At 44.7% G+C, this 21,569-nt stretch carries 19 protein-coding genes; 16 read left to right on the plus strand and 3 right to left on the minus strand.

Features of this window, described 5'->3' with window-relative positions:
* On the minus strand, positions 1-378 hold a 378-nt coding region (locus BMY80_RS09555; protein WP_143066502.1), incomplete at its 3' end, for a GDP-mannose 4,6-dehydratase.
* Positions 379-945: 567 nt separating this feature from the next.
* On the opposite strand from BMY80_RS09555, the gene dauA reads away from it, so the two are divergent.
* The 7 genes from dauA to BMY80_RS09590 all read left to right on the plus strand — a co-directional run bounded on the left by dauA (position 946) and on the right by BMY80_RS09590 (position 11,097).
* Positions 946-2,718, plus strand: a complete 1,773-nt coding sequence (dauA, locus tag BMY80_RS09560; protein WP_093143155.1) for a C4-dicarboxylic acid transporter DauA — start codon at positions 946-948, stop codon at positions 2,716-2,718.
* Positions 2,719-3,134: 416 nt separating this feature from the next.
* On the plus strand, positions 3,135-5,204 hold the full coding sequence (locus tag BMY80_RS09565) for a tetratricopeptide repeat protein (RefSeq protein ID WP_093143158.1): 2,070 nt from the start codon (positions 3,135-3,137) through the stop codon (positions 5,202-5,204).
* Positions 5,205-5,346: 142 nt separating this feature from the next.
* The gene (locus BMY80_RS09570; protein WP_093143160.1) at positions 5,347-6,414 is read left to right on the plus strand and encodes a DUF1189 family protein; all 1,068 of its coding nucleotides are present in this window, start codon (positions 5,347-5,349) and stop codon (positions 6,412-6,414) included.
* Between the two features lie 59 nt (positions 6,415-6,473).
* Positions 6,474-7,613: a hypothetical protein gene (locus BMY80_RS09575; RefSeq protein WP_093143163.1), complete on the plus strand. Its 1,140-nt coding sequence runs from the start codon at positions 6,474-6,476 to the stop codon at positions 7,611-7,613.
* 154 nt (positions 7,614-7,767) lie between these two features.
* On the plus strand, positions 7,768-8,310 hold the full coding sequence (locus BMY80_RS09580; protein ID WP_093143165.1) for a hypothetical protein: 543 nt from the start codon (positions 7,768-7,770) through the stop codon (positions 8,308-8,310).
* A complete protein-coding gene (locus BMY80_RS09585) occupies positions 8,310-9,983 on the plus strand; it encodes a hypothetical protein (RefSeq protein WP_093143168.1) in 1,674 nt (557 codons plus the stop codon). Before BMY80_RS09580 ends, BMY80_RS09585 begins: the two co-directional genes overlap by 1 nt.
* Positions 9,984-10,086: 103 nt before the next feature.
* A complete protein-coding gene (locus BMY80_RS09590) occupies positions 10,087-11,097 on the plus strand; it encodes a hypothetical protein (protein ID WP_143066503.1) in 1,011 nt (336 codons plus the stop codon).
* Positions 11,098-11,144: 47 nt separating this feature from the next.
* Here the strand turns inward: BMY80_RS09590 and BMY80_RS09595 are convergent, their stop codons facing one another.
* On the minus strand, positions 11,145-11,939 hold the full coding sequence (locus tag BMY80_RS09595) for a hypothetical protein (protein ID WP_031579260.1): 795 nt from the start codon (positions 11,937-11,939) through the stop codon (positions 11,145-11,147).
* Positions 11,940-12,600: 661 nt separating this feature from the next.
* Here BMY80_RS09595 and BMY80_RS09600 point away from each other — a divergent pair.
* From BMY80_RS09600 to BMY80_RS12710, 9 genes are all read left to right on the plus strand, one after another.
* Positions 12,601-13,365, plus strand: coding sequence for a hypothetical protein (locus BMY80_RS09600; protein WP_031579261.1), 765 nt, complete (start codon positions 12,601-12,603; stop codon positions 13,363-13,365).
* A gap of 211 nt (positions 13,366-13,576) precedes the next feature.
* Positions 13,577-14,131 (plus strand): hypothetical protein, encoded by a 555-nt coding sequence (locus BMY80_RS09605; RefSeq protein ID WP_093143170.1) that lies wholly within the window; start codon positions 13,577-13,579, stop codon positions 14,129-14,131.
* Between the two features lie 55 nt (positions 14,132-14,186).
* Positions 14,187-15,209: a DotH/IcmK family type IV secretion protein gene (locus BMY80_RS09610; RefSeq protein ID WP_093143173.1), complete on the plus strand. Its 1,023-nt coding sequence runs from the start codon at positions 14,187-14,189 to the stop codon at positions 15,207-15,209.
* A 23-nt stretch (positions 15,210-15,232) separates the two neighbouring features.
* The gene (locus BMY80_RS09615) at positions 15,233-15,811 is read left to right on the plus strand and encodes a lytic transglycosylase domain-containing protein (protein ID WP_143066505.1); all 579 of its coding nucleotides are present in this window, start codon (positions 15,233-15,235) and stop codon (positions 15,809-15,811) included.
* Between the two features lie 144 nt (positions 15,812-15,955).
* Complete coding sequence (locus tag BMY80_RS09620) at positions 15,956-16,471, plus strand: hypothetical protein (protein WP_143066506.1); 516 nt, start codon at positions 15,956-15,958, stop codon at positions 16,469-16,471.
* Between the two features lie 351 nt (positions 16,472-16,822).
* Positions 16,823-18,577 (plus strand): AMP-binding protein, encoded by a 1,755-nt coding sequence (locus BMY80_RS09625; protein WP_093143182.1) that lies wholly within the window; start codon positions 16,823-16,825, stop codon positions 18,575-18,577.
* A 368-nt stretch (positions 18,578-18,945) separates the two neighbouring features.
* On the plus strand, positions 18,946-19,452 hold the full coding sequence (locus BMY80_RS09630; protein ID WP_093143184.1) for a type II secretion system protein: 507 nt from the start codon (positions 18,946-18,948) through the stop codon (positions 19,450-19,452).
* A gap of 249 nt (positions 19,453-19,701) precedes the next feature.
* Positions 19,702-20,205, plus strand: coding sequence for a type II secretion system protein (locus BMY80_RS12705; protein ID WP_031579269.1), 504 nt, complete (start codon positions 19,702-19,704; stop codon positions 20,203-20,205).
* A gap of 629 nt (positions 20,206-20,834) precedes the next feature.
* On the plus strand, positions 20,835-21,254 hold the full coding sequence (locus BMY80_RS12710) for a type II secretion system protein (protein ID WP_093143189.1): 420 nt from the start codon (positions 20,835-20,837) through the stop codon (positions 21,252-21,254).
* A 42-nt stretch (positions 21,255-21,296) separates the two neighbouring features.
* Here BMY80_RS12710 and BMY80_RS09650 read toward each other — a convergent pair.
* Positions 21,297-21,569: transposase (locus BMY80_RS09650; RefSeq protein ID WP_143066507.1), on the minus strand; the 273-nt coding region annotated here is incomplete at its 5' end.

Below are 21,569 nucleotides of genomic sequence, written 5' to 3' on the forward strand. Positions count from 1 at the left end.
ATCTGAATCAAGCCATACAGCCTTGCAGGCTTTAAGTAATGAATAAGTACCCAATATGTTGGTATTGATGAATTCATCAGGACCGGTGATAGATCTGTCAACATGAGATTCTGCTGCAAAGTGAACCAGTGTATCAATGTCATTTTCAACAAGCAGTTTTTTGATTAAATCAGTGTCACAGATATTTCCGTGAACAAATTTAAAATTGCTGTTTGACTGCAGATCACTGATGTTATCCAGATTGCCCGCGTAGGTCAAAGCATCTAAAACAACCACCCTGGAGTCTTTGTATTTATCCAGCCAGTAATGTACAAAATTAGAACCGATAAAACCTGCGGCTCCGGTTACTAAAAGATTTAATCTGTTGCTAGTTTTCATTTTTATAATCCATGTTTAATCAGTCAACATCCAGCGGCAATCATTCATAATGAATGACATGATAGTGAGTATTGGCCGTGAACCCGGCTTTTCCACTTAAATTTGTAGGAAAAATGTTATGTAAATTTAATTCGTACATTTAAAGAATACTTAATGTTGCATTAGATCTTGATTTTGAGAACGACTTAAAAACATAAAACATGTGTAAAAATTTGTATTAAAAATAACAGAGATTTTAAAATCTGAAATTTATGTGCACAATAAATTATAAACGAGCTGTATGAAATTGTATCTGCATACAAATTTTTCATTGATTAAGGGATAATTTACTGCATGAGAGTATCTGCAATAGTTAAGAAGATTGCCATGTGTAAATAATAATAGTGAAAAATTTTGTTATCCAGGTCATAATTTTACAAACTTATTGCAAATTATTGTATAATTGCGTACCTCAGGATTCTGTCCGGTCTCCTAACATAAGCTTTTTATGCTATCAGATTGTCTCATAAGCCTTGAGCTATGTAATTTAAATCGTTCTTCAACAATTAATTAGTTCAGTGAAATATCATGGTCAAGATTAGAACCAAAAGAAAGATCGTGTCCGTGCGTCATTCCATTTTCCATTTCGGAAGCGCCGTTCGTGATTCTATGATTAAAGAACCGTATTCCATGAACAGGCTGGGTAAAGACCTGCTTGCAGGGTTAGTGGTTGGTATTATTGCTATTCCTCTGTCAATGGCTCTTGCGATAGCAAGTGGCGTGAGCCCTGAATATGGTCTGTACACCGCTCTGGTTGCCGGTTTTATTATTTCCCTTACCGGCGGTTCCAGATTCAGCATCTCAGGTCCTACCGCCGCTTTCGTTGTAATTCTGTATCCTGTTGCCCAGACATACGGTCCTGCCGGTCTGTGTGTCGCCAGCGTCATGTGCGGTATCTTCCTGCTCATAATGGCGGCGGGGCGTCTCGGCAGGCTAATTCAGTTCATTCCTATAGAAGTTACTCTCGGTTTTACCATGGGTATCGGTATCGTTATAGCCGTTCTCCAGATCAAGGACTTCTTCGGTCTTGACGTCGTAATGCCTGAAAGTTTCGTGGAAAAGCTGAATGTTCTTGCAACCAACATGTCTTCACTGAAGTGGGCCGATGCCACGGTAGGGGCTTCAACCCTTGCTGTTCTGGTTTTGTGGCCTAAGTTAAAGATTAAGCTTCTTCCCGGCCATCTGCCTGCAGTTATTGTCGGCTGTCTGGTTGCCTGGCTTCTGGAAAAGTACTGCGGTCAGTCCGTTGCCACCATCGGTACCAGATTCCACTACGTTGCTGCAGACGGCTCCGTAGGTAACGGTATTCCACAGGGGCTTCCTCATTTCCTGCTTCCATGGGAGCTTCCGGGACCTAACGGCGGTCAGCTTACCTGGGATTTTGCAACCATCCAGGCTCTGGTAGTTGCTGCATTCTCCATGGCAGTACTCGGTGCCATCGAATCACTTCTGTGTGCGGTTGTTCTTGACGGTATGACCAATACCAGACACCATTCAAACGGAGAACTCTTCGGTCAGGGTATCGGTAACATCGTGGCTCCGTTCCTTGGCGGTATCACTTCAACCGCGGCAATCGCAAGAAGTGCCGCCAACGTTAAGGCGGGCGGTACCTCTCCTGTAGCAGCCGTGGCTCACGCCGTTTTGGTTCTTATCGCCATCATGTGGCTCGCTCCGGTGCTTTCACAGCTTCCGCTGGCTGCCATGAGTGCTCTGCTTCTTCTCGTTGCCTACAACATGAGTGAGTGGCGCAAGGTGCTGAATCTTGCCTGTACAGCTCCCAGAACAGATGTTCTCATCATGGTCTGCTGTATCTTCTGTACCGTGGTATTCGACATGGTTGTGGCCATCAGCTTCGGTATCGTCATGGCATCCATCATCTTCATGAGAGATATGGCAAGAATGACCAGGATTCATGATCTCTGCGTTCACAAGCATATTGCTGAAAAGGTTAATGATGATTATGCGGCTTACGGCATTGCCGGTCCTCTTTTCTTTGCTTCAGCAGAAAGAGTGTTCCGCAACCTGAGACATGAACTCGTCAGTGAAAAGGGGCTGATTCTCGATTTCAGCGGAGTTAACATGCTCGATGCCGGCGGTTCACACTGCCTTGATCAGTTCTGCAATGACATGAAGAACAGAGGTATCAGGCTGGTTATCACCTCCGTACAGTTCCAGCCTATGAAGGCCATGGTAAAATCAAAGTTTGTCAAGAAGCATCCTGAAGTGGATTTTGAAAAGAATCTCGAAGATGCTCTGTCTTTCTCAAAGACCGGTCATAAGGCTCTGAAAACTGAAAAATAACCGGCTGTATCCCTGAAGGGAGCAGCTGATTCCGCTGATAATGCGGAAAGAGGTAGAACACCGTAATCAGGTCTGATTGCGGTGTTTCTCTTTTTCGGCGGGAGAACGGAAAAGTACAGAAGGCGCAGCCTGTTTCATAAGGAGCTCCTAAAACTGAAAATTGTGTCAGTCTGTCAATTTTTCGGAAATATCCATACCGAATAGTTTCAGGGAATGGATTTTTATGTGTTACCATGGAAGTATGCTTTCCATAATCTGAAAACGTTTTTATACAGACTCCGTAAAGAGTCTGACATCCGTGTGTGTCCATTGTGACACACGGGGACATTTTACGTGCGGTTCCGGATTTTATCGGGAACCGCTTTTCCGATATGCACCGTCGTGTCATATCCATGAGGATCTGAAGAGGCATAGTCATGGCTGAGCTGAATACCGTAATACAGAATATTTTTCGTATGACAGTAGTCACCGTGTCCTTTATGCTGTCCGGATGTGACGGGATAGTGTGTTCTCTGGGCGGAGGTGACTCCTGCCTCAGTGCCGGCGGTGAATACGACCGGATGGGGAATCCGGGCCGGGCGGCGAAATACTATGAATCAGGATGCGGTTCCGGTAATGCCGAAGCCTGCTACCTTGCCGGTATCTACTGGAGTGACGGCGGAAACGTTCACGCTGATTACAGTCTTGCCGCCGATCTTCTGCAAAAAGGCTGTAAAACCGGTCACGGTGGTTCCTGCAGAATCTACGGAGAAATCATGAGAGACAGGTTCGGTGACCATCTCAAGGCCGCAGGTGCTTTCGACAGGGCGTGCCGTCTTCGTGATTATGACGGATGCAATGATCTGGGCGGTTTTTTCAGGAACGGCTTTGTTACGGCTCCCAATGACGCCACAGCCATGAATGTTTACGATCTGGGATGCAGAAACGGTAACGGAGCCTCGTGTTTCCTGCTGGCGGGGATGCATGAGGAAAGGGATATGTCTGAACTGGCATTCTCTTTTTACGATAAAAGCTGTACCCTCAATTACGGTGAGGGCTGCAACAGAATGGGCTCAGCCGAAATTCAGAAGGAAAACGGTACACCGTGGGCCATGGATTTCTTCAGAAAAAGCTGCGAACTCGGCGTGGGTGAAGGTTGCTTCAATCTTGCGGAAATATACTACGGCAGTACGGAGTACCGTGATTTTGCCGAAGCTCTGGTGAACTATACCCGGGCATGCCGCCTGAAACACGGTCATTCGTGTCACATGCTGGGGGACATATCCCTCAGGGGAGAGGATTTTTCCGGAGCGGGAGAAAAGTTTCTGCATAATCCGGAGATAGCCAGAACCTATCTGGAGCAGGCCTGTGATCTAGGAGATGCAGACGCCTGCAGTGATCTCGGCGGAATACACTATGAGGGGGCCGTTATCAGAAAGAATCCGGAGGAGGCGAGACGCTTTTTCTGGAGATCCTGTACCAGCGGAAGCAGCTACGGCTGCGTACGCATCGGCGATATCTACAGAGACGGTATCGGAGTCAATGCGGATGAACCCAATGCCGTAAGATACTACGGCATGGCATGCGACATGGACAACGGTACCGGATGTCATAATCTGGCCAGAGTCTACATGGGGGAAAACTATGCGGACCGAAAGGCGGAAGATGCCTACCGTCTGGCTCAGAAATCCTGTTCTCTCGACTATGCTCCGGGATGCCGTGCCGTGGGTGACATTTTTGACAAGGGAATAGGCAGGGGACTTGACGTGGTTCTTGCCGACAAGTACTACGACGTGGCCTGCAACATGCGTGACGGAACCGCCTGCTTCTATCTCGGAGTGGCCTACTACATCGGCCGCGGCGTTCCGCAGAATTTCGACGGGGCCAGAGCCTATGTTGCTCTGGCCTGTGAACTCGGAGAGGCTCAGGGCTGTACAGGCCTGGGACTCATATATCTTAACGGCAGGGGCGTGGATACGGATTACGGACAGGCCATAAAATATATTTCCATGGGCTGCAGTCTCAGGGACAGAGATGCCTGCAACAATCTCGGAGTGATGTATGAACGCGGTAACGGTGTGGAGCAGGATATAGAAAGAGCCAAGGAGTTTTACCGTTCCGGATGTGATTTCGGAAGCGTTGAATCCTGTTTCGCCTTTGATGACCTGAACAGCAGGGAACAGGCTGCGGGAGAGGATGGTGACGGGGTACAGAAACACCTGTCCGGAGCCGATGCGGAAAAAACTCAGACCGCAGGTCCTGAGACTCACGAGAAAAAAATACCGGCTCCCGAAGTTCTGACATCCAAAGGTCAGAATTACGCAGACGTGAAGAAGGCCGGAAAGGGCGGTAAGAGCGGAAAAGGTCGTAAGGTGGCGGTGAAGAGTCTGAATCCGTCTGAAGAACAGCCTGCGGCAGTGTCGGATGGATCTGCGGAGACCGCCTCAATTCAGGAAAAACATAAAAAAGATACGGACTATCCGACAAAACCTGAGGTCAGTCATTAATCAGGTGTCATTATCAAAGCAAACTTATGATAGAATACGGAGAGAGTTCCCCGTATACGGTTTGCCGTTTCACTTAAAATAAAATGATTCAAACCAGTAATGGCGGTCTGATGATTATCGTTTATCTCCGGATTATAATAAAATGCAGAAATTTTTGAAGAAACTGTTACTGTTCCCGTTACTTGCCATTTTTTCCCGAAAATTTTACATTCCGGTAATCTGCTATTTCCGGGGATACGGTCAGGGACATCTGCTGAGAAGCTGCGGTCTGGCCACAGTGCTGGTGATGATTGCCATAATCATGCACTTCTATAATTTCTTCCATAACGAAATGTATCCCGTAGCCCGAGGAATACCTGAATTCGATTATCAGAATGCGGGGATTACTGTGCGTTCCGATACGCCTGAAGGCTTCTGGAAGAAGGATGATGAAGGAAACCGCTATGTCGCATACACCTATGAAAACGGAAGCGGAATGCTTGGTATATATCCTGATCAGATGCATTTTCAGAGCGATGATCCGCAGCTGTTTGAAGTTGAGGAGCTCACTGATATCAGACCGGTGGTAAATCTTTACGCCAATAATTTCTGTTTCGGCATCTCCAGAATGGAAAACTTTGTCTGCGTAAGCTACAAGGTGCTGACCTCCGACGACAGCACTGCCGTCAGAGCCTATGAACTGGTTCAGTCGTTCGTATCCAGAATGACCATGGCATATCTCGGGGTGACGGTAGTGGTGCTGTATTTCATGATTCTGGTTAAACAGTGTCTTTTTGCGATTATGACTTCTCTTCTCAGTCTCTTTCTGCAGATGCTGGTTAAAATCAGTCTGCCGAGAGACGCGCTGTTCAGACTCAACGTATATGCCAATACACTGCCGCTTGCTCTCTTTGTGATAAGTGCCTTCTTTATTGACAATCCTCAGATTCATCATGCCCTGACCAACCCTCTGGTTATCCTGACTCCGCTTATCTACGTGTACATGGCTCTGAGCGATTTCAGAAACAATCTCATCGAGTCCGTTAACGTGACCATGAAAAACAGCGGTCAGGAGGGAACAATCAATCATATAAAAGTGAATGAACTGAGTCGCGGCGAACATGGTGAAGATCAGAACGCTCCGGGGAATTCTCCGGTATCCCCTGACAGCTTCCGTTCCGGGAATACAGGCTGGGGCAGCGACGACGATCAGGATTCATTCACTCCGTAGGTCAGTGTGTACCGGAGATGTTTCCGTGTTTTTACGGATGAGGATTACAGAGTATTTCAATGTTCCGGAAGAAGAATAACCGCAGTGCGGATAAAGGTCAGTCTGAACAGGTGACCGAAGTCATGAACGGGAATCTGCCGAACGGCGGCGGTCTGCAGGAACCGCCGGAAGATCCGTCCGTTTCCGGAAAAGTTTCTCCATCCGATGATTCCGCGGAAAAGGAATCTGTTCATCCCGTGGATCTGGAATCCATTTCCGGAGTGGTGAGAGTCACCGCGGCCGAAATGGGAATAGGAAATGCCGCCGGAGGAAAGGCTTCTGCCGGCGTCTCCGGACAGGACTCATCTTCAGGTAAAAATACCGAATCATCAGTGTCATCCTCTGAAGAATCCGCAAAAGAAGAAAACAGTGCGGGCTCTTCCCGAAAGTCTTCCCGTTCATCAGGAAAATCAGAAGCCCTGGAAGCTGCTGACGCCGGAAACGTGAAAGCTGACAATCCGGTTTCGGAAAAGAAAGGTGGTTCCGGTGATTCTGAAGTAAAAACCTCAGAAAGGGGAAACAGAGGACGTAAATCTTCCGGAAAGCGCATAAGCGGTGAGGAAGTGACTGCAGCCACGGGGGCCGGAGACAGTGATAAAGATAAAGGAGATTCAGCCGCCACTGCCGGAAAAGCCGCAAAGAAAAGAAGAGTCACCGGAAAGAAGCCTCAGCCTGAAGATCCTGTCGAGAAGAAGTTTTTCAGGCTTTCCCTGGTACTTATCATTATTGTCGTGTCATGGTTCTTTTATAAATGCATTTTCCCGTATATTGAGGATGCCTGGTTTACCAGATTCTCAGAACCCGCACTTTATCAGAGCAACGGTCACTATACCGAATTTCATCTGCGCCTTAATGTCATTCCTCTGCTTCTTAAGGAACGGGGAATAACACTGCCTTACAGAATCAGTGATGACGTGATTCTGAAGGATGTAACCGCAGGTCCCGGGAGCACTCTCAACATGCATTACGAACTGAGTCCCGCCTTTGCGGAGTTTCAGGAGCCTGACGAGGTGTATATGTACATGTGCTCCAGCAGGTTCATCAGGGAACAGATTCTGACAAAGGTGGATTCATACCGTCTGCTGTACAGCGTGAACGGAAAGGATTTTGCCGAGCTTGAAATCGAGGATGACAGCTGTTCCGGCATAACGTATGACTAGGCAGACATCTGAAAACCGGTGTTTTTTCCTCGGAAAAACTTCAATGCCGTATCCATGCCTGCAATTTTTGGTGATGTTTATTGCTAAAGAAAAAAGTTTTGTTTAAAATTTTTCACAAAAAGGTTGTCTGAACCGCGGAGTTCATGGTGGGTTTATGTTTTTACTTGAAAAAACATCTTCAATGTTGGGCAGAAAGGCTGAACTTCTGCTGCTGATTCCCGCAGTGTTTCTTTCAGGGACTGTATGTGCCGGAGAAGGCGTTTCCTTCAGGGATCCGCAGACGGGGATAACGGTTATCAGACCTGATTCCGTGTCCGTCACCGCAGGAACCGGAAATTCAGGATATCTTACCGGCAGTGAACTTAACAGAATGTACGGTAAAAAGCTGGAAAAGAACCTGCCGTATGATTTTAAGTTCGGAACTGTTGACGATGTCAGCGTAAACGTTGAAGGGGACGTAACGGCCCATGCGGTAATGAATGACGTATATCAGTTCATGCCTTCCTCCGTGAAGAAAAGAATGGAGAATGAGTATTACGGCGTGGCGGTTTCCAGATACTGCCGTCAGGTAAGGGCGAAAAAGCACAACCTTCATCGTATAAGAAGCATAAGCGTGGAGGCATATACGGCTTCCGGCGATTTTTACAGAAAAGTGTCTGTAAATCCTCAGATGTGTCAGTCACAGGGTACTAATTAATGCTGAAAAAAGTAGTGAAAAACAGTTTTTTACTTGGAATTTCCTTTAGCTGCGGGCTTGCCTGCGCGGTAGAGGAACAGTTGGCAGAAGCTCCGTCTCTCGATGCCGAGGTGACTGACAGAATTGAAGTTGATGCCGCCGAATACAAGGATACCGAAGGTTCATTACTTTCAAATTCTCCCCGCAGTCAGGAAGTCAGGGCTTCACAGAGTGACGCTTCGGCAGACGGCGGTGCTTCTTTCGAAAATGCTGAAAAAACACAGGCAGATACTGACACCGTATCTGAAGAAATAAGAAAGAATACCGAGGCTGTATCAGTATCTGTTTCAGAGGCGGAAAAATCTGCCGCCGATATTGCGGAAAAGGCTCCTCAAAAGAATGATGTCAGTGTTTCTGTCGAAAAGACTGATGAAAAGCCTGAAGCAGGTAAGAATACTGCCGAAGTATCTTCTCCGGAAAAGAATTCAGATAAGAAAGCTTCTGCCGAAGGCGTGATTCAGCCTGAAAACGGTGCGGAAAATTCCGTGAAGTCCGAGACACAGCAGGTTCCGGCTGAAAAAGAAAATTCCCGGGATTCAGCTGCGGAAGCTGCAGCGGTTTCAGCCGTAAAGACCGGCAGGGACTCAGCTGAAGCAAAGAATGAACCGTCTTCCGTCAGCGGGGCAGAATCTAACGATAAGAAAGCTGAAACCGGAGCTGTATCTCAGGCACCGGAGAAGACAGGAGACAGCGGCGGAAAGAAAGCTTCTCAGCCTCAGACCGAAAATAACGGTACTGCGGAAGTTCAGTCTCCTCAGACACAGAATGACGCTGCAGGTTCCGAAAACTCTGCCGAAAGTCATCCTATTTACGATATTCTCAAGAAAAGACAGCAGTCAAGTTTCGTGAATCCTAATCTCTACAGCAGGGATTATCTCTCTGAAATGTATCTGCCGTATTTCTACAACACCTATGAGCTGCCTCAGGATTTGAGTCCGTATATAACACTCAGAACCGTAAGACTTGACAAGAAGGGGGCGGTACTGGTGTACGACATCGGTACGGCCGATGCCCTGGGGCCTATGGATTTTGACGGAACTCCGGAGGATAACAAGACCCTTAATCTTTTCTGCCGCATTGCCCTTAATGAAGGCATTCTGCACCGGCTGGACAAGATTGTGCTGGTGTTCTACCATGATGACCGGGATTATTCCGAAGTATCGCTTGATTACCTCAAATGTACCGGCAAGGAACCGCTTCTGGTGGAAAAATCCGTGCTTTCACATGAAAGCGTGAGACTTGACGACGAGTTCATCTATGCCTATGAGTCTGAACCTGAGGGTCCTCTCAGCGCGGATTATCTAAAAAAGCGTTTTGCTCCTTTTGCTCTCAAAAGAATAGGTGAAAAGTTTGACAGAATTGAAAACAATCCTATCATGACAGCTACCGATGACTCTTCACTGGTCGTTCTTCTTTCGGTAAATCCGAAGGATGCCGCAAAGGTCAAGCAGGCTGATTTCGTGGCAGGGCGCATAGACCGTACATGCAGTATTGATACCTACGGCAAATGGATTCTGCCGAGAATTCATGAACTGCGCTATGTCTACCATGAATCAGGATCAGAAAAGGTTATAAAGGAAATAGTTGTGACCGACAAGGCATGCCGGGCTGTGAGATCTCAGTTAAAAAGATAAAATAGATAGTGAAAGATGCTATAAAAGCATTTTGCGTTTTTTACCGTTGAAGATTTTTAATATAATATACAGATAATAAATTAAAATTTTTGGTATTAGAGTTATGAATTATAAGAATAGGTATGATCAAGTATTTAAACGTGTGTCCATTGATAATTATGCTCAGTTTAATAACGAAATACATAGACAGATGGATGCACTGAAACAGACACATTATTCAATTTCTAAAGAATATCAGACCTATGAATTTGATAATATTCAGAATGAAGATCTTCATGACAGATTCGCTATAAAATACAAAAATATTGTTTTTGACTGTCAGATGAATCTCCCATCATCAGAAAAGCAGAAAAAAACTCTTTTTGTAATATTTTCAGGATCAAGAAACGACGGAGATCCTGTACCTGTTTTCAAGAGATGGTCATATTATCCGTTCTGCGATGGTTATGTTTTAAATATCGCGGATCCTCTTCTTTCAATCCACAGAAATCTAAAGCTTGGCTGGTACTACGGTACTAAGAATGAGTCCTATATAGAGTACATTTCAGTCATAATCAAAAAGATTCAGTCACTGCTTGGTATTGAAGAGAAGGATTTGTTTTTATTCGGTTCATCAGGCGGTGGCTATGTGGCTCTGCATTTGTCTTATTATTTAAACAATGCCACGCACATAGCTTTAAATCCACAGATTTCAATAAAGGATTACAAGCATATTTTGGGATTCTGCAGAACATTGAATCTGTCGCTTGAGGATAAGGATCCTTTGAGAAGAAATGAAACAGTGGATATTATCTGCGAGAAAATAAAAACAAACCGCTTTTTTATAATTCAGAATATGAATGATGAAGAACACTGCAAAAAACAGTTGTTCCCTCTTATGAAAAAGCTGAATGTTGACAAGCTTGCTTACGGCATGAATCAGGTTAATGAAAACATGCTGGTATGGGTTTATGATCTTAACGGAGGTCATTCAGCTCAGGGGGATCAGGTTATATTTTCCTATATTGTGTATATGGCAGAACGCTTTGCTTCAGATAATTTCAGACTGTTAAGTTTTGAGGACTTCCTTTTCAAAAATGTTTCTTACATTTGGAAAGACAGAAGACAGTATTAATTGACAATGAGTATGAACGCCCCGGTAATGATGACCGGGGCGTATTGTTATCTGCGTGAATAATTCAGAATGGCGTCGTTCTTAAGACTTTCCATTCGCCCCGTGGAAATGACATTTTCACCCTTACGTCCGGATTTTTCGGATACGGTGGTGTCGGCAGGCAGTTTCCTGTATTTCATGTATTCACTGACAAATCTGTGTATTTCCTTCTGCAGAGCCTGACTGATGCGGTTATTCGGAATGCTTCTGAAAATTGCCGTTTCAAGCATTCCTGAAAGACGGTCTGAACTGTCAAGGGAACTCATGTCAATGCCGGTGTAGTGGTACTTGCTCATGTATTCGTCAAACGGCGCCTGAACAAAGTAACCGTCAGCCTTCAGCCATGATGCGTAATCATCGGCTTCAAAGTGGTTTTTTACGAAGTAGACGTAGTATGAAACCAGCCTTTCGGTGGAAGTCTTGTGGTGGGTAAGAGACCATTTTGACGCAAAATCCCAGATGCTGTTTTTTTCTCCTGCAGCCCTGGTGCAGATGTTGTTGAGCACGGAAATGCGGTTATTGGTAAGAGCCGCACCGAAGTCGTCAAGAACGATAACGTCAGAGGTCTTGGAGAGAATTACCCAGAAAAAGTAATTGCCTACGGACGGAACGACCAGTCCGTTGGTGCTGGCGTGGACATTGCCGATATACGGGAAAGGGGAGTTCGCATCCTGATAGATCCCGGCGATGAGATCAAGAATGTCATCGAATTTCAAAACCTGTTTTCTGATTAAAGAACCCACAATTTCAGCCTGTTCAATCTTCTGCGGATTTCCTTTTAAACAGTAGATGTCAATAAGCACCTTTAAAAACCTCTGATTCCTGTATATTCCTGTAATGTTTTTCCCTGGTAAGCCATATCACGGCATGTCGTTCCGGAATTTTCCGGAACGGTCTGCCGGGTGACAGTTTTATTCCCGTAATCATGCAGAAAAAAAGATTCTGTATGTTACATCCTGACAATATTGTCACAGATGTACAGTATAGTAAATCCTAAATGTTTCATGATGGGGATTATGCTGTGTCCGGTAGCGAATTATAAACGTATTATGTTAAATTTTCACATGGGATTAACAATAAATACGTAATATTTGCATAAAAACAAGTAATACCTTTCTTTAAAAAGATTGTTTGTACAAAAAACGGGCGTTTTCTAACACGTTCGTATAAAAAATATCTTATTTATTGAGGCGTTTTCCGAGGAGATGACAATTTTTATGATTACTGAATCCGGAGACGTGGAATATTTGTTATCCGCCGGCGTGAAACGCAGGAAAAACACGCGTTTTGCTGTTTACTGGATGCACCGGTAAACTGTGAATCCGTTCAAACAATTTTCGGCATAAAACCGTAATCACGTACAATCAGTTAGTTTGCCGGCATAAAAAGGTATATACTTTTAAAAATTTTCGTTCAGATACTATTTTGCTTTATACAAAAATGAATTTTCAAATAGCGCAGTTAATGTCAGAACCTCCGGTTCAGCACAACATATACGATGAATTTACCTTTACCGAAGGAAAGCATTCTTTCAGAACTTTTGATTATGATATTGTTTCACTGTTCTACAGGAATAACAGCGACAGCCGTCTTACCGTTTTTCTGAATGATGCCGTATCCTATTCAAGAGACGTGGCGAATTTTGATCGTCTTGCGGAATATTCATCATGCGAAGGTCTGCAGATGTATTTTGAGGATTCACTCGGCAGGAAGATGAAATTTATTCCCTGCTGCTACTACGGCATGCTTGACGAACTTGAAATTATCGTCCGCAGGGTTATGCTTGACAGAAACATCCGGGCCGCAGACGTCACCTTTGTTTCCGCTCAATTCGGAGGTTTCGCCGCATCATACCTTGCAGAACAGATAAAGGGAGCCGGAGTGGTGGCCTTTAATCCGGTTCTTTCAGTCATGGACTGTTTCCCTAACAGAGCAAGAGCCGCTGAGTTTCTGACAAAGTTCAATATACCTGCGGACAGGGACAGAAAGAGCAATCCCAAACTCTTCCTATCATCTCCGGTTTCCGTGCCTTCCACATTCATCTATCATATAAACCTCAACGATGAAATGGCCATGAAGCAGTTTAAAATCATGCAGAAGCATCTCGGTATTCCGGATGGGAATATTCATGAAGGCTGTCTGACCTTTAAGAACATGAGCTTTAATTTTCACGATCTGTCTGCAGAGGACTTTGAAGAACAGACCGTGAATCTTCTGTCAGGAAGTTAAGCATTTGTGCATGCCTTCTGAATAAGACCTGCAGGTTTGCTGAACCTGCCGGTACATCTGCGGATACAGACAAAAAAGTATATACAGATCTAACTTTTCTGCTGAGTTTTATGTTAAGAGACATAAAAGCGTATATATTTAATCTTCCTAATCATAATATCGTTGAGATTTTCGGTATTGAACCGAAACTCGGGCAATCAGGTGTTCGTGAATGAATAAGATTTTAATGGTGCTTACGGCAGGTTTCATGCTTGCGTTTTCAGTTCCGGGAATGACGGCTGAATCCTCCGGCTATGAGAGTCCGGTACCGCCTCCGGAACTTGGGGAGCAGCTTGCCAGCTACCGCACGGACAATCAGAAAAAAGGTTCGGTGCCTGTGGCCGGAACCCGCGGAAAAACAGCTTCAGCAGGAAAAACGGAAGTAAATTCTGCCGGAAAATCACAGAAGCCGATGAGTGAAGTGGTTACCGACTACGCATTTGTACCGAACAAGAATGTGCCTGTCTATACCGGAGGTGAAACGATAATCAGTTTTGTTGACAGGGTAACCGGAGAACCGGTAAAGGTTTCCGGAGTGGAAGTATCCAACAGAGGCTTTACCGCAACAAGCGAAAAATCCTCGGTGATTATTACTCCTACCGGGCACAATACGAATGCCAAAATCAGAATAGTTCTGGAAAACCGTGGAAAATATCCTCTGATTTTTGAACTGAGCTACATGCGTTCGAAACACAATATCAGAAATATCGAGAACGTCAGAATTTAGGCTTAACAGTCTGTTTTAAAGAGTTTTGCAGTTTGTTTTAGACATGGATGGACATATGAGTTCTTCATTAAACAGTATAAAACGCAGAAGTATTTACATCGGTGCAGGTCTGCTGTTTTCAGGTCTGTCTTTTTTTATGACCGGTCCTGCCGTTTCCGCAGGCTTTGAAGCTCCGGAACCTCCTCCTGAACTCGGGGAGAATCTGACCGGTTACAGAACCAGACAGCAGATTCTTGAACAGGCCATCAGAGCGGAAGAAGCCAGAAATCCTCCGAAAATGAAAATCTACCGCAAGGACGGAACCACGGAGGAATATGTCGATAACAATGCTATGATGAATTCAGGCACGGTAGTGTCCTCCGGTCCCGTCAGTGCGCAGCCTGTCAGAGAGCACACTTCTGCTCCTCAGCAGAACGGCTGCTGTTCGAGAGTCGTAAAGGATCGTTTCGTTTATGATTCAGGAAAGATGTTCAGAATTTATGACGGTTCCGAACTGGTGTTCCGTATCAGGGACGGTGCCGAGGTGTCATGGCCGATAGCCAAGGCTGAATGTTCCAATAACGGCTTTAAGATTCAGCTTAACAAGAAACACGACAGTATCAGGATTGTTCCTACTTCAGCGAAGATTGGAATGGCCAACGTCAGGGTTTATCTTCAGGGAAGGGAAAGTTCTCCGCTTTCATTTGTGGTAAGTCTCGGATCAGGCAGAAAAACCGAAATGTATGAGTGGGACGTACTGGTGTCCTACAAGTCACCGCTCAATACCTCTGATGACTTTCACGGGGTAACCAACATCACCAGGTCCGCCAGGGCAAGAACAACCAGAAGAGATGTTGATGCGACGCGTAATTTTGCCGATACGGTATCTGAGGACAGTTCTGATTCAGTGGCAGGGGCTGACACCGTAAATTCCGCTTCCGCCACGGGAAATATGGAACTGCCTGAGGGGGAGACTGCCGTAAATCCTGATGCCGGTGTGGCCGCATATCCTATAAATCAGAAGAATCTTTATGCGGTAACCGTTTCTGAAGAAGAACTCAATACGGTGGCCGACAGGCTTTACGAGGCGGTTGAATAATCATGAATTTCGGAAAAACAGTTTTGACTGAGACTAAAAAGACAGTGTTTAAAACCGCGCTGGTTTCTGCAGTTCTTTCCCTGATGATGTCAGGCATTCCTGCTGACGCTTCCGCCGGGGTTTCCGGAGGAAAGTGCGAGGGCCACTGGAGAGACTTTGCGTACGACACCAAAATCATGAAAAGGTACAAGCCGTACAGTCACTGCGTGAAGTGGACCGCGGGACAGTTCGAGCTTCCGGAAGAACTTCTTTATTCCATTCTGTATGTGGAAAGAGGTGATGTTTCAGGCAACTGCATGACTAACAGCAACGGAACCGAAGACTGCGGTCCGGCTCAGATTAACGATGTCCGTCTTGGTGAGATCAAAAAGTTTGATCTGGATAAATCCGACATGAAGAACAGTCCGTGCCGTAATATCTGGGTGATGGGGTATCTGATAAGACGTGAAATCGAAAAGGCTGACGGAGACCTGTGGCTCGGTGTCGGAAATTATCACTACAAGCGTTCGGTCAACAGTGATATCCATGACAAGTACGTTAACCGTATCCGTGATGCCTGGGTCAGACTCAATACCAATGTTGCCGAGATGTGCGGTCAGTAGTTCCGTGCGGTTTTGAAATCCGGCAGGTTTCTGCTGAGAGGAAAAAGACTGTTTCGGTCGGTAAAGCTCTGCATTCTGTACGGATTCTTCTTTGTGTGTTTTGTGTTTGATGAAAAAAAATTATTCTGAATCAGGAGTAACGTCATGGCTGGGTTGGCTTGTTATTGTGGCGCTGACATGACTGACACGGAAGGTCCGTCACCACATCTCTTAAACGTGTTTTTAAGGTCAGAAACTGATAAAGCTTTATCGTATAATCCAAATATTTGCCTATGGGATTTATATACAGGATGGGATGAGTTGGCTGAATGCGATAATTCTTTTCAAAACCGTTCTGAACCGGTTGAATACTGGTACTGTACTGAATGCAGACGAATTTATGAAGTACAGGCAGTTTCCTGTGGCAAAATATTGAGGTGTTTCAAATATGTTTCCACTCCGGCAGAGGAATATAATCTGGATGGTTTTGAGGAACTGTTCGTACTGATGGACAAGGAGATGGATGATATTATTTGTAAAGACAGATATTATCTGCTTAAGGATTATATTGAAAAACCTTCTGAAATAAAAATTTTCATATCTCCGGATCAAAAAACCATATTCGTGATAAATGTGGCAACAGACAAATTGATCTGTAAATACATTTTAGAAGAATCCTGAGTTTGATTAACCGGAGTTTGTGAGAATTTTTCCGTAAATAAAAGATATTCCCGGAAATTTTGATAAAGTTAGTTTACTGATAAGTGTAAGCACTGAGCACTATTCAATTTTGGTTTAGAACAGCAGTGGATCTGCACACACGGCGGTCGGTGCGAATGTTCATCTCTTTGCCGGTTTATTGATGCATTCCGGCAATTATTTCTGAAACTGAAACCCTCTCAAAATCGTCTGAAGTGATTACATTTCGCTTAAAATGTGTTTTTTGTACTAATTTTTGATTATGAAATCCTACAGAAAATATATGTGAAAGCGTTTTGTAATATAATGTGAAGTGCGACATTTGGGGGTTTTATGGATAATCAGAATAATAAGCCGTGGATAAAGGCGTATCCTGAAGGAGTTTCTCCCACAGTGGATACGGGGCTTTTTAACTCATTGGTGGACATGTTTGAATTTTCAATCGAGAAATTCAGAGACAGGCCCGCATTGTACAGTCTGGGAACCTCTCTGACCTACGCACAGCTGGATCACAAGGCCAGATGCTTCGCCGCCTATCTGCAGTGTGAACTTCACGTAAAACCCGGGGATCACATAGCCCTGATGCTTCCGAACATCATTCAGTATCCTGTGGCTCTGTTCGGTTCTCTGCTTGCCGGTGCGGTTATCGTAAACGTCAACCCGATGTATACACCGCGTGAGCTTGTGCATCAGCTCAATGATTCCAAAGCCAAGATTATCATTGTTATTTCCAATTTCGCAAGTACCCTGCAGAAGTCTCTTCCTGAAACTCCGGGAGTGGAACATGTGATTATCACGTCTCTCGGTGATGAATGCGGAGCCATCAAGGGATACTTTATAAATTTCTTTGCCAAATATCTGAAAAGAATCGTGCCCAGATATCACATTCCCGATGCCATTACCTATAAGCATGTAATGATGGCCGGTGAGGAATATCCGTATACCAGACCTATCATAAAAAGTGATGAGCTGGCGTTTCTGCAGTATACGGGAGGAACCACGGGAACTGCCAAGGGAGCCATGCTGACCCACGGCAACATTCTGGCGAATGTGGAACAGGCCTGGGGCATGTATCACAGCAGACTCAACGAGGGAGAGGAGCTGATTGTAACCGCCATTCCTCTTTATCATGTGTTTGCCCTCTGCATCAACTGCATGTTCTGCACCCGCATAGGGGCAGGTTCTCTGCTGATTCTAGATGCCAGAAATATCAAAGGTTTCGTTAAGGAACTTGCCAGTTACGAGCCAACAATCATTACCGGCGTGAATACGCTGTTCAATGCTCTGATAAACAATGAGGATTTCTGCAACATGCATCTGTCCAAGCTGAAGCTGACCATCGGCGGAGGTACCTCTGTACAGAAGGGCGTGGAAATAAAATGGTTCACTCATACCGGGCTGCACATTCTGGAAGGCTACGGTCTGACCGAATGCTCTCCTCTAGTTGCCGTATGTCCGTACAACGTGGAGGAATATACGGGAACCATAGGCGTTCCGGTTCCTTCAACAGATGTAATCATACTGGATAAGGATAATCACCGGATTACCGATGTTGACGTTCCCGGTGAACTGCTGGTCAGAGGTCCGCAGGTAATGAAAGGGTACTACGGACGTGAAGTTGCTACTCAGAAGGTGTTTTTCGGGGAGTATCTCAAAACAGGCGACGTGGCATGCTGGGCCAATACCAGCGGATACATCCGTCTGGTTGACCGCAAGAAGGACATGATTCTGGTTTCAGGATTCAACGTATATCCTTCTGAAATAGAGGACGTGATTATGCTTCATCCTAATGTGCTTGAAGTTGCAGCCATCGGGGTTCCGAGCAGGCACAGCGGTGAATCTGTCAAGGTGTTCATCGTCAGAAAGAATAAATCACTCACCGAGGATATGATTAAAACCATGTGCCGTAAGCATCTTACTGCCTATAAGGTTCCTAAGCATATCGAATTCAGGGATTCACTGCCGAAGACCAACGTAGGTAAGATAATGAGAAAGGAACTGCGTGAGGCCGAGTATCGCAAGCTAGGTATCAGTGTAAGTGACCAGAATCAGGAGGAAAAGAAGGTGCAGAAGGAGAAGGCCGAATAAATATTCCCGGATTCAGTATTATATGCCGAAGAGGCGGAAACTTCAGGATGAAACCTGGTTTCCGCCTTTTTTTGTGTCAGTTCAGTTTTAAGGTTTTTAACTGATTTGAATTTTTACAATCAGCATCAGAAACATTGCAACTCAACTGAAAAACTGCCTGTTTTTCATTGAAAATCAGGTGGTTAAAAAATGATCTGTGTCTGAAAAAATACTCATTATTCGTCAAAAAGTGTGATGCTTTGTATTGTCCTGTTAATTTTATGCAGGGATTTGAAAACAAATTGTTACCATAAAGTTAAGAGGAGGTAATTAGTAAGAAAGTTGTTTGTTCCATACTGACACCTGTATGAAGCATAAGAGAGGCGGATATGAAAAGACATACTGGTTTTACTTTAATTGAACTCATTGTGGTTATTGCTGTTTTAGGTATTCTGGCCGCCAATACGGTTCCTGTGTTTATGAATCCGCAAGCCGAGGCCCGCGCAAGTGCGCTCAACGACATTAAATCTTCATTAAAGAGCGGCGTGAGTATGGTGTACAGCAAGGCGATTCTCTCCGGACTGGAAAACAGGGCATACGGAGCGGAATTGTGCATGGACAAGGTTGCCGGTGCCGTCGGTACCGACTGTGACATGGTTTCTCTGGTTTACGGCAGACCTGCCGCTACCGCTGACGGTGTGGTTAAGATTGTACAGAATGAGGTATGCGCCTCAACGGATACCGTATGCGACAAAGACTGGACCTACAGTCTGGAATCATCTGAAATCAGGATTTATTCATCAATAGCTCCGGATATGGAAGGATGCAGCGTGTCATACAAAGAGGCTACCGCCAGTACTCCTCCTTCAATTACCTCAAATTATGAGGGATGCTGACGGACAAACTGTCGACACCCCCGTGATTTTAAGCGGTTGACGAAACAGACGTCCCCGTTATCGGTCATTGTGACTGATAACGGGGTTTTTGTCTGAAAACCGCATAAAAAGTGTGATAGTCTGCGGTTTCCGTGAAATTTGCGGACTGCCTTCCGAAAATTATTGTTAACATAGAATTATGGGGGTGACGAGTAAATAAAGTTGTTTGTTCCATACTGAAATATGCAGGATGCATAAAGAGAGGCTGATATGAAAAGACAATCTGGTTTTACGTTAATTGAACTTGTGGTGGTTATTGTTATTTTAGGTATTCTGGCCGCAACCGCCGCTCCTAAGTTTATGAATCTGCAGGCTGATGCCCGTGTAAGTGCCCTGAACGGTCTCAAGGCTTCACTCAAGAGCGGGGTGAGCATGGTATACAGCAAGGCCATTCTTGCCGGTCTGGAAACAAAGGCAACAGGTGAACTGTGCATGGATAAGGCCGCCGGTGTTTCAAGCACCGACTGTGACAAGGTGACCATTGCCTACGGAAGACCTGATGCTTCGGAAAACGGCATTGTAAAGATTATTCAGGATGAAATGTGTGCTTCAACTGAAACTGACTGTGACAAAGACTGGACATATAAAGTTGACGGTACGGAAGTTTTAATTTATTCACCGAAAGCTCCAGACAGTGAAAACTGCAATCTGTCATACAAGGCTGCTACCGCGAGCACGCCTCCGTCACTTACAACCAATGATGAAGGCTGCTGATAACAGAGCCTGATTCCGATAAACAGCTGCGGACTTTGGAGTGCCCCCGAAAGTTGAACAGACTTCGGGGGTACTTTTTTTTATTTAAGGCGTGATCCGGTAAGGTCGGTTGATATGTCGTGCTTCATTCGTGTTTTCAGGTGTTATAACCGTAAATCCATTTGGCCTGCGGAAGACAGGATCAGACATCACAAAAAACAGTTTTCTTATGCTGAATGGAAAAATTTACAGCGTGAAACTCGGAAATCCGATAAAAATCATTAAAAACGGGAAAATCATTTTCAGAAATGATGATAATTATATTCCAATGGAGGTTTTTATGACCTGGAACCATTGATTTACAAGGCTTTTGTTATCTAAACAGATCAAAGTTGTAAAAATGTTGTTTATTATGATTTATGACTGCTTTAATACATTTATATTTAAAGGCTTGGGGTGGTTTATAAAAAATTAAGATATAGTGCATATTTTTGGAGATAAGAGGGTATGAAAATGTGATGTAATGAAAAATATTTATAAACATTCCTAAATTGATAATCGATTATTGTTATTATGAGGATATGGAATATGAATTTTAAAAAAATAAATATTCTTAATTTGGTTCAAGTTATAAAGAGAGGCTCGGAATTATGAAAAGACAGTCTGGTTTTACTTTAATCGAACTCGTTGTAGTTATTGTTATCCTCGGTATCTTGGCTGCTACTGCTGCTCCTAAGTTTATGAATTTACAGTCTGATGCCCGTATCAGCGCCCTGAACGGTCTCAAGGCATCAGTTAAGAGTGCAAGCGCCATGATTTACAGTAAGGCTATTCTTGCAGGTAAGGAAAAGGACGCGAGTGGTAAAAAGGTTTGTGCAAATGGTCCGGAATCTACTGCAACTAGTACATGTACAGATGAGATTACCATCGCTTATGGTTATCCTACTGGCGATGCTGCAGGCATAATAGCAACCCTTCAGGATGGTGCGGCTGCTTGTGCTTCTTTTACGTGTGCTGAGGGTACCGATTATGACTGGGGTTATGACACCAAGGACAGCGTTCGAGAGTGAACGCGATTCCGTGTAAACCCTTGTTAAGCCCCTTTTGAAAAATTATCTAATGTACCTAGCTATCCTTGTGCTGGTTTCATCAAGACAGGATAGCTGGTTCAGAACCTTTGCCCAATTCTGTATTTTAGCATTGTTCCATTTCTTGGCAAGTTCACCCGTAATTCTGAGATAGAAAATTTTAAATACCGAATTTTCATTTTCAAAGAATCCCTTTTTAGTGACCTTTCTAAGGCTGGAATTTACAGACTCAATGGCATTGGTCGTATACATCACTTTGCGTATGTCGGCCGGATAATTGTAGAGCTGACGTACATG

This window comes from Ruminobacter amylophilus, from assembly GCF_900115655.1.
Taxonomy (GTDB): Bacteria; Pseudomonadota; Gammaproteobacteria; order Enterobacterales; family Succinivibrionaceae; genus Ruminobacter; species Ruminobacter amylophilus.